We start from the raw sequence: 8,284 nt of genomic DNA, 5'->3' as shown, positions 1-8,284 counted from the left end.
TGGCACATCTCTTGATGAAGTTATTCGTGCTTATTGTGCATAAAGAGTGTCTCATACTTATTTGAAATGACTATAATGTTGATTCGGGAGCATTCTTTCAAAATAATCAAGATTTAATTGATTGGACTAATAGCCAAAAATTACTACACCCTATGTATTGCATAGGGGATGGTCATGCCGGGATTTGGAACATATTTAAAGAAATAGGAAATAATGAACAAAGACAAGAAATCTTAGATTGGTATCATCGAACAAGAAAATCTCTACACGGTAGGGGGTTCAATAAAACGATTGAAATCAGCAGAGAATATGTTATGGCAAGGCAAGATTGATGAAGTTATAAATTTATTTAAAGACTTTAAAGGTCAAGCATTTAAAACGTTTGGCAATTATTTAGAGACCCATCGCTGCCGAGTAGTAAATTACCAATACTACAAAGAAGAATCCATAAGTTCGATTGGTTTGGGAACAATTGAATCAATAATTAAACGCATTGGATTAAGGGTGAAAATATCGGGAGCGCAATGGAATATTGAGAACGTTTCATCTATCCTTGCTCTTCGCTGTGCTTATCTCAACGGTCAACTTTCAATTTGATGTATTCGCCAAACTGAGATGCACCCCATAAATCTGACCAGTAAGGCTTGCAATCCCTTGCGTTTAAAATTAAGTCCTGAGCCGATATCTTGCATGATTTCGGCGTCTGGGTACTGCTGTCGCATAAATTCAACAAGTCTAGCGAGGTCGTCTCGCTGTTTTGCTGAACTAACTCGGCAGTAGCAGACAAAGGTAGTTCCAATTGCACCGCGTTGATAGGACTCGACATCGTAGAGTCTTTGTCCTGCCTCGTTTTTGATGCTTTTGATCTTCCCTTCATCTGCGTATTTTCTTAAGGTGTTTGCGTGCAAGCCCAGAAATTCGACTGCTTTTCTCAGTGGTATGTATGCCATTCACTTACTTGAGCATCTGTAAGTGAATGTCGGTATTTGTTAGGAAACTATACACTGTCAATCAACCCCTGACGGACTATGGGTTTTACCTTAAGTTGACACGACGAAAGGCATGGCGCAATGTCCTAGAATTGACGGTGCAGGTGAAACGATCGCCCTTCCTCACGCAAACCTGCGTCTCAGCAGCGGTTGAATGCTCAGCAGCGCCACCAAATCAAACGCCAGCAGCACTAATAGCGCTCCTGCAAAGGTAACATTACCCCAAGGAGCGTGCATCACGACACTGGCTAAGGACCAATCGCTGTGCAGGTACAAATAGCGGATCGGTTCGATCGCGTAACTCAGAGGATTGAGAGTCACCACAACTTGCAGCCACTCTGGCATAAATGACAGCGGCGCAAGGGCTGTGCTGGCAAATAACAGCGGCAAGTTAGTAACAAAAATTACCGCTATTAATTCTACGTGGCCGGGGAGAGCGAAAGCTAAACCCAGACTCAAGCCGGTGACGCCCAAAACTAACAGCAGGACAATGAGGGCGATCGCCCCCAGTCCGGCAATTCCGGGGAATCCCGCGCCCAAAAACGCGCCCGCTGTAACAATTGTGCCGGTTTGGATAAAGCTGAGGGTGACGATAAAAATAGCCGAAGCCAGGACGATCGAAAATCTCGAAGCCAGCGGCGCGACTAACAAGCGGTTGAGAAATCCGAACTCGCGATCGAACATAATCGGCAAACCGGCATTCAGCGCCCCGGCAAAGGCGGTAAAAACGATAACGCCAGCGCCGAGAAATTGTCCGTAATTCTGGCTTTCGCCGAACAAGCCGGAGGGAGCATTTTCAAACAGAGCTCCGAACAAAACCAACCACATCAGCGGCTGAATAATGCCTGCAACTAGCGTCGAGGGGCGGCGCTGCAATTGAATAAACAGGCGCTTGGTTAAGGCGAGAGTTTCTTGGATGAAGTCGCCCAGCAGGGAACTGGAAGTGTCAGCGGATGCCGTGGAGAGTGGCCGCTGCTGGTTGAGGTTGTTGGGGGATGTAACAGTACCGCTCATAATTGCTTGCGCTGATTTTGATTAAATCTAACTCTCTTTACAGTAGCAAGTCTGGAGGTATTGGTGGTGTTGAGCGGGCGATCGCTTTTTGTGTGGAGTTTTGGTAAACTGAATATCATGTTATCGCACACACCAGACCTCGCCGAACAAATTAATGATTGGGAATTTATCGAATTGTGGGTAAATCCGATTGTTTTCCCCCCTCTAATTTTGATGTTAGTAAGTGGAAAGAATGGAGGTTTTTGTATTTATGACCCATCAGCAAACTATAAGTCTCTGTTTTTAAGTTCCAGCTATGATGAGGCTCATTCATGGCTTTTGGAAGATGAAGATGAGCGCTGCGATGGTCGGCTTTTCGCGGCGGAAATTGCTTGAATTTTTCAGGGATATCTAGGGCTAAAAATTAGCATTAGCTCTCATCAATGATTAAAAATTAATTTATTCCAATATGCCAGCCAAAGACCTTTATCACAATGTTGTCAAAAATGCCCTCATCAAAGACGGATGGAGAATTACCCACGATCCCTTGAGATTAAAATGGGGAATTAAAGATATGTACGTCGATTTGGGCGCAGAGCGGATTTTAAGTGCTGAGAAGGCTGGACAAAAGATAGCTGTAGAAGTCAAAAGTTTTGTGGGCGCATCAGACATGAATGACCTGGAGAATGCGCTGGGTCAATATTTAGTTTACCGTTCTGTTATCGCTAGAACTGAACCAGATCGAAAGCTCTATCTAGCTATTACACAATCAGTTTTTAGTGAACTATTGTCTGAACCACTAGGTCAAATTATTAGAGCAGATTATCAAGTATGTTTAATCGTTTTTTCTGAAAAAAATGAGGAGATAGTACAATGGGAACCTTAGAAAATTATCGTCGCATTATCCAAAAAATTCTGACTGAATATGCTCAAATACCTTATGCTTATGGAGATATTCAGCTCGAAACGGTTTTTGATAGCAATTCAGACCGTTATTTGCTAATAATTTTGGGACGTGAAAACGATATCAGAGTTCACGGATGTTTAGTTCATGTTGATATTATTGAGGGAAAAATTTGGATTCAAAGAGATGGAACTGAACAGGGAATTGCCAATGAGTTAGTAGCGGGGGGAATCCCCAAAGAACAGATTGTTTTGGGATTTCGTTCTCCCAATATTCGGCAGTACACGGGATTTGCTGTAAGTTAAATATGGAGGATCAAGCTATGTCATCAAGTGCGATCGCAACTTTGGTCAAAATCATGGAATCTCGGCCGGAAAATCTGCAAGATAGAGTTGTTGAACACCTGCGAGAATACATTCTGAAATCAAATATTACTGTTCCTGTCAACCCCGACGGTAAGTTAGAAATTCCCGCTGAGATTGAGGCTCAACTGAAGCCTGGGGATCGATATGCAGTTACAGTGACAGGAGATAGTATTGTTTTTCAGAAGGTAAAATGGTGATGTTGTTACGGGCGATCGCTCTTGCTGTGACAGTGCTATGCTAGATAAGAGAGCGATCGGAATAGGGAGGAAAAAATCTTGTCAACTATCACCGATATAGGAACTCTAATTAGCCGTCAGCCTGACATACATGGTGGCTGTCCAATTATTACCGGAACTGGTGTTACAGTCCGGCGCCTTGCTATTTGGTACAAGCAAAGTTTGAGTGCAGAAGAAATTGCCGATCGCATCGGGCATTTAACTCTAAAAGATTCATTCGGAAAATCGGAGAACTTTCGACTACTGATATGGAAGAACTTTCGAGGGCGATCGCGGCTTTAGTAGAGTATGAGTAGTTAGTTATTAAGGGCGATCGCAGTAGCTCAATCGATTCACCAGCAACTATCGGAGTGTTTGATTTATGCTAATTGAGAAGATCGTTCAAGAACTACAAGACATTCCCGAAGACAAACTTGCAGAAATCTATGACTTGATTCGCTACTTTCGCCTCGGATTAGGACGAGAACAGCCACAGCCTCGCACGCCTGGTTTACTGACAGGAAAACTCGGTGATGCTTTTTTTGAGCCCCTACCAGAAGAGGAACTCGAACAATGGGAATAAGTTATCTCATTGACACCCATATCCTGTTGTGGTGGCTCTTTGACGACCCCAAACTCAATGCCCAATGCCGCGAAATCATTCGCAACCCGGATTTTAATATCATTGTCAGCACTGTTTGGGCCTGGGAAATAGCCACCAAATATCGCATCGGTAAACTTCCCGAAGCCAAACAGATTGTCGGGGAATATTCGCAAATCCTCCACCGATCGCAATTTATCGAACTAGCTATAACTTCAGCCCATGCCCTTCGCGCTGGCAGCCTGCCTATTCCCCACCGCGATCCGTTTGACCGGATGATTATGGCACAAGCTGAACTCGAAAATTTACCAGTTATTACTTACGATACAGCTTTTCATACGGGACTGATTGAAGTTATTCCCGCCGCCGAATCAAGATCATGAGCATGGAAAGGGCGATCGCTAAAAAGTGCGATCGCAGACGAAAGAGAGTTAATGGGGATGGGATAAGGGCGATCGCACTTAGCTTAAGTAAAGGCGATCGCAGACTTACAACTTAGCATTCCCAGGTTACGCAGTCAGAAGGCAGTTATGGTTTAGCAGCTTTCACCACATCCTCAACCATTTTAATCGCCTCTTTGATTGCAATTTGACCGCTTTCTACGGCCCTAATTAAATCCTGAGCGTCTTTCGGGCTAATTAAATCGAGCCTGACGGGTTCTTTCAAGGAAACAATAAAGTTAGTTTTATCGCTGTCTTCCAGGTTAGAGGCTCTTTCTTCGGATTCAATATCTGTTAGCTGTTTTTCTAAGTTTTTAAGTATTTCTGCTTTTTTTCCCTCGTCAAAATTGCCATCAAATATTCGTTTTACCCCTACAAGAGCAGCAGCACCTAAAGCTGCACCGCCAACAACTAATCCTACGGGAGGTGCAACGACCCACAACCCAAATAGAACTGGTACACCACCGAAAGCTGCCACTGCCGCACCAGCACCGGCAGCCCCCACCACACCAATGCCAATATCTGCTAAAATCCCTAATTTATCATGTGGATTTTTTTTCAGTTGCTCTATTGACTTCAGAATTTGCTCTTTGGTTGGCGTTTTATTTGCCGACATATTAGACCTCAATTTTTTTGCTAATTTTGGCAGTTAAGCAGTGATGACGTTGCGGAAAATTGTATTGAAAACGTCTACCAGTAATTGAAAAAAATCTTTGGCAATCTCAATAATCTCTTGAACAATTCCAATAATTCCATCAGACTCCTCTTTGCCTCGATCGAGTCGGTGGCCGGCTATTGCACCAATTGGGATACCCAGCGCTGTTGCCAAAGGTTCTAATAACGGGCCGACAAAGGGTATCGAACTTGCCAAAATTCTTACAGCGACACCAACAGCAACCCCTATCGCTAAATGGGGATGCGATTTGACAAATTCTATGATTTTAATGAGGAGAATTTTGCCGATAAGTAAAACTTTGTTAGCAGCTTTTTTCGTGTATGTGGCAAGTTCATGCAGCCGCATCGAGACTTCATGCGGCAAGCCGATATCATTTAACCACACATACAATTCACTGCTACTCATTGCATCAGCATCGACTTGCCAGAGAGCCATTTTTAAATTAGCTTGCGGTAGGGATAATGCACTAGACATAATTTTTTATCCTGTGGGAAATTACCAATTTTTTACGAACATTTCACGAGGCGAAAATCCCCTAGACATTGCTCACCGATCCAGCAACATTGCGAGCAACTTCTTTAACCGGTGGAGTAGCGGATGCAGCCACATTTTGAGCAACTTTTTTAACCGTTAGGGATGGACGGTGCTATCTGGCCTAGTTGCGCCAGTCAGATTTACATTGTTAAAATCTTTATAGGTTGCCTAAGATTGTTTTAAAGCCCCTGATTAAATTTTAATTTAATTTTTATGTAGTGTAAAGTAGGAGAATGTCACAATTTGCCAGTAGTTGATAAAATTAGCTAGCCGTTCAAAGTCACATTTTGCCATCCTTAGTCAGAAAAAGTCAGAAAAAGTCTGATACAATAGATAAAACCTCCTACATTTACCCAATAAATGGATGTTCAAGAACTCTTAAGGTTTGCCGATGGCTTGGTGTTCGCTAAGACCGGCAAACGATTGGACGATCTGCAACAGGCAGTAGTACGGGGAACGTGGCAAGGTAAAAGATACTCCGAAATTTCTAAAGAGGTTCATTGTACTGAACGCCATGTCAGAAATATTGCCTCAAAGTTATGGCAAACTCTTTCAGAAATATTAGATGAAGATGTAATGAAATCAAATTTGCGCTCCACAATGGAGAGGTATGAATTTTCTAAAGTTTCAAATTTTGGTGATTTTAATTTTGTACAAAACAAAGGTAACATCAACGTTTGCACAGAAACCTCACACCCTCCAAAAGCTCCACAACACTCACCGCCTGCACAAACCTCAAATGAAGACAACACCCAAGAGAAACCGCGACTCGATTTAAGAGATGCACCGGAGCTCAGAACATTCTACGATCGCCCCAACTCACCCCTCACCGCCCTCGAAAACTCGATCGCCAGCCAAAACTGCCGCCTCCTCACCATCACAGGCATGGCAGGCACCGGCAAAAGTGCGATCGCCCGTCACCTCATCCCCCAAATTCAAACTCAATTCGATCGCATCATCTGGCGCAGTCTCCGCACTTCCTCACCCCTAGAAACAACCCTGAAAAATATTATTCAATTTCTCTGCGATCGAACAGATATTAACTTTTCCACCAACATCGATGCTCAGTTGTCAATCCTAATAGAAACTTTGCGCGAAAATCGCTGTCTGATCATCCTAGATGACGTGCAGCAAATTCTCAGCAGCGGGCAACTTGCAGGAAATTATAAACCCGGATATGAAAATTACGGAACCCTATTTAAACTCATCGGCGAAATTCCCCACAATAGCTGCTTAATCCTCAATAGTTGGGAACCTCCCTCAGACATCATCACATTCACCGACGATAATTCAGCAGTACGTTCATTACAGTTAACCGGTTTAGGTGAACCCGCCACAGAAATTCTTAGAGAAAAATGTTTATTGGATGAAGAAACCTGGTCAGAATTGATTGAAATTTATCAAGGTAATCCCCTCTGGTTAAAATTAGTTGCTCAAACTATTAATAACTTATTTAACGGTAGAGTTTCTCAATATTTAAGCTGTCAACCAGTATTTTTAGGTGACGAATTGACACCGATATTGCAGCAGCATTATCAGCGGTTGTCCGAAATAGAAAAACAGGCGATTTCGCAACTTAGTAATGAAATCGAACCTGTTTCGTTTCCCCAACTCATAGCAAAATATCAAGGTTCGCAGCGCGAATTATGTCAAGCAATTCAATCTTTAGCAAGACGGGGAATGATCAAAAAATTGAACTGTGAATCTGAAATAGTTTTCACTATTCCACCTGTCTTAAAACAGTATGTTAAAATGGTGGCAGAATAGTCTTAAATATCTAGCTAAATGAGATAAAACCACGATCGCAACTCCTACCAAACCTAAACAAATGCTCACTTTCGATCGATTCATCAAGCAACTTCCCGATGAAGACGGACGCTATGAACTTGTTAATGGAGAAATTGTCAAAATTTTACCAACAATAAGACAGCACGAAAATGTAGCAGATTTTATTGAAAATACGTTTCACGACGAGGTGAAACGCATCAACCTGAATTACAGAATATCTGGCAGAATTGTAGTCAGGACATTAACCCCGAATGGTAAAGAACAAGGCCGCAATCCTGATATTACCGTAGTAGACAAAACCCTCTGGGAATCGCAGCCCTTCGCCTCTTCAGCACTAACTGAACCACCACAATTAGTTGTAGAAGTTGTCTCAACAAATTGGGAAGATGATTATATCGACAAGCTAGATGAATATCAGCGGCTGGGAATTTCTGAATATTGGATTGTCGATTATTTAGCTTTGGGTAGCAGAAACTATTTGGGCAACCCGAAAGAGCCGACTGTTTTTGTTTACCTGCTTGATGAAAATGGGGTTTATCAAATGACGGCTTACCGAGGGAGCGATCGCATTATATCCCGAACTTTCCCAGAATTAGCATTAACAGCAGAGCAAGTCTTGGATGTATGATATCAAATCCACCTTGAATATCGGTTTATCTCTTAGCCTGCGAAGGCAGACTTCGTTTGTGTAGACGCGGTTTCCAACCGCCGAACGATCTAAAAAAGAGAAGAAGGCTTTCTCTTCCTTCTTCCTTCTTCCCTCTTCCTTCTTCCCTCTT

The 8,284-nt window shown here is 42.8% G+C and carries 13 protein-coding genes and 1 pseudogene; 10 read left to right on the top strand and 4 right to left on the bottom strand.

From position 1 onward, the window contains the following. Nucleotides 1–74: 74 nt before the first annotated feature. Nucleotides 75–597, top strand: a pseudogene (locus tag QUB77_RS18330) (ISKra4 family transposase); the annotation flags it as partial. Here the strand turns inward: QUB77_RS18330 and QUB77_RS18325 are convergent. Together QUB77_RS18325 and QUB77_RS18320 are read right to left on the bottom strand one after the other, a co-directional pair. Beyond that, nucleotides 582–950, bottom strand: coding sequence for a MerR family DNA-binding transcriptional regulator (locus QUB77_RS18325; protein ID WP_333175410.1), 369 nt, complete (start codon nt 948–950; stop codon nt 582–584). The pseudogene QUB77_RS18330 and the gene QUB77_RS18325 overlap by 16 nt on opposite strands. A 162-nt stretch (nt 951–1,112) precedes the next feature. Then, a complete protein-coding gene (locus tag QUB77_RS18320; RefSeq protein ID WP_333175413.1) occupies nt 1,113–2,003 on the bottom strand; it encodes an ABC transporter permease in 891 nt (296 codons plus the stop codon). A 117-nt stretch (nt 2,004–2,120) separates the two neighbouring features. Here QUB77_RS18320 and QUB77_RS18315 point away from each other — a divergent pair, with 117 nt between their 5' ends. The 7 genes from QUB77_RS18315 to QUB77_RS18285 all read left to right on the top strand — a co-directional run bounded on the left by QUB77_RS18315 (nt 2,121) and on the right by QUB77_RS18285 (nt 4,450). Next, complete coding sequence (locus QUB77_RS18315) at nt 2,121–2,378, top strand: hypothetical protein (RefSeq protein WP_333175415.1); 258 nt, start codon at nt 2,121–2,123, stop codon at nt 2,376–2,378. 73 nt (nt 2,379–2,451) lie between these two features. Continuing rightward, the gene (locus tag QUB77_RS18310) at nt 2,452–2,868 is read left to right on the top strand and encodes an element excision factor XisH family protein (RefSeq protein WP_333175417.1); all 417 of its coding nucleotides are present in this window, start codon (nt 2,452–2,454) and stop codon (nt 2,866–2,868) included. Then, nucleotides 2,856–3,191 (top strand): XisI protein, encoded by a 336-nt coding sequence (locus tag QUB77_RS18305; protein WP_333175419.1) that lies wholly within the window; start codon nt 2,856–2,858, stop codon nt 3,189–3,191. Before QUB77_RS18310 ends, QUB77_RS18305 begins: the two co-directional genes overlap by 13 nt. A 2-nt stretch (nt 3,192–3,193) precedes the next feature. Further along, nucleotides 3,194–3,448, top strand: a complete 255-nt coding sequence (locus QUB77_RS18300) for a hypothetical protein (protein ID WP_333175421.1) — start codon at nt 3,194–3,196, stop codon at nt 3,446–3,448. A gap of 78 nt (nt 3,449–3,526) precedes the next feature. After that, nucleotides 3,527–3,769, top strand: a complete 243-nt coding sequence (locus tag QUB77_RS18295; RefSeq protein ID WP_333175423.1) for a DUF433 domain-containing protein — start codon at nt 3,527–3,529, stop codon at nt 3,767–3,769. Between the two features lie 79 nt (nt 3,770–3,848). Continuing rightward, nucleotides 3,849–4,049 carry a hypothetical protein gene (locus QUB77_RS18290; protein WP_333175424.1) on the top strand — a complete coding sequence of 67 codons (201 nt, stop codon included), beginning with the start codon at nt 3,849–3,851 and terminating at the stop codon, nt 4,047–4,049. Further along, nucleotides 4,040–4,450 (top strand): type II toxin-antitoxin system VapC family toxin, encoded by a 411-nt coding sequence (locus QUB77_RS18285; RefSeq protein ID WP_333175426.1) that lies wholly within the window; start codon nt 4,040–4,042, stop codon nt 4,448–4,450. Before QUB77_RS18290 ends, QUB77_RS18285 begins: the two co-directional genes overlap by 10 nt. Before the next feature lie 145 nt (nt 4,451–4,595). Here the strand turns inward: QUB77_RS18285 and QUB77_RS18280 are convergent, their stop codons facing one another. Further along, nucleotides 4,596–5,123: a hypothetical protein gene (locus tag QUB77_RS18280; protein ID WP_333175428.1), complete on the bottom strand. Its 528-nt coding sequence runs from the start codon at nt 5,121–5,123 to the stop codon at nt 4,596–4,598. A 33-nt stretch (nt 5,124–5,156) separates the two neighbouring features. After that, nucleotides 5,157–5,657: a hypothetical protein gene (locus QUB77_RS18275; protein ID WP_333175430.1), complete on the bottom strand. Its 501-nt coding sequence runs from the start codon at nt 5,655–5,657 to the stop codon at nt 5,157–5,159. Between the two features lie 420 nt (nt 5,658–6,077). Between QUB77_RS18275 and QUB77_RS18270 the strand changes: the two genes are divergently transcribed. Both QUB77_RS18270 and QUB77_RS18265 read left to right on the top strand, forming a co-directional pair. Next, complete coding sequence (locus QUB77_RS18270) at nt 6,078–7,484, top strand: NB-ARC domain-containing protein (protein WP_333175432.1); 1,407 nt, start codon at nt 6,078–6,080, stop codon at nt 7,482–7,484. A gap of 61 nt (nt 7,485–7,545) precedes the next feature. After that, a complete protein-coding gene (locus tag QUB77_RS18265) occupies nt 7,546–8,133 on the top strand; it encodes a Uma2 family endonuclease (RefSeq protein ID WP_333175434.1) in 588 nt (195 codons plus the stop codon). Nucleotides 8,134–8,284 lie beyond the last annotated feature (151 nt).

The organism is Microcoleus sp. AT9b-C3 (assembly GCF_036705485.1).
In the GTDB taxonomy this organism is placed as follows: Bacteria; Cyanobacteriota; Cyanobacteriia; order Cyanobacteriales; family Microcoleaceae; genus Microcoleus.
This window is presented reverse-complemented; position numbering and strand designations above follow the sequence as displayed.

Bases quoted from the DNA above. Each gene is read 5' to 3' on its own strand.
- QUB77_RS18325 (WP_333175410.1), bottom strand. From the start codon at position 950: ATGGCATACATACCACTGAGAAAAGCAGTCGAATTTCTGGGCTTGCAC.
- QUB77_RS18320 (WP_333175413.1), bottom strand. From the start codon at position 2,003: ATGAGCGGTACTGTTACATCCCCCAACAACCTCAACCAGCAGCGGCCA.
- QUB77_RS18315 (WP_333175415.1), top strand. From the start codon at position 2,121: ATGTTATCGCACACACCAGACCTCGCCGAACAAATTAATGATTGGGAA.
- QUB77_RS18310 (WP_333175417.1), top strand. From the start codon at position 2,452: ATGCCAGCCAAAGACCTTTATCACAATGTTGTCAAAAATGCCCTCATC.
- QUB77_RS18305 (WP_333175419.1), top strand. From the start codon at position 2,856: ATGGGAACCTTAGAAAATTATCGTCGCATTATCCAAAAAATTCTGACT.
- QUB77_RS18300 (WP_333175421.1), top strand. From the start codon at position 3,194: ATGGAGGATCAAGCTATGTCATCAAGTGCGATCGCAACTTTGGTCAAA.
- QUB77_RS18290 (WP_333175424.1), top strand. From the start codon at position 3,849: ATGCTAATTGAGAAGATCGTTCAAGAACTACAAGACATTCCCGAAGAC.
- QUB77_RS18285 (WP_333175426.1), top strand. From the start codon at position 4,040: ATGGGAATAAGTTATCTCATTGACACCCATATCCTGTTGTGGTGGCTC.
- QUB77_RS18280 (WP_333175428.1), bottom strand. From the start codon at position 5,123: ATGTCGGCAAATAAAACGCCAACCAAAGAGCAAATTCTGAAGTCAATA.
- QUB77_RS18275 (WP_333175430.1), bottom strand. From the start codon at position 5,657: ATGTCTAGTGCATTATCCCTACCGCAAGCTAATTTAAAAATGGCTCTC.
- QUB77_RS18270 (WP_333175432.1), top strand. From the start codon at position 6,078: ATGGATGTTCAAGAACTCTTAAGGTTTGCCGATGGCTTGGTGTTCGCT.
- QUB77_RS18265 (WP_333175434.1), top strand. From the start codon at position 7,546: ATGCTCACTTTCGATCGATTCATCAAGCAACTTCCCGATGAAGACGGA.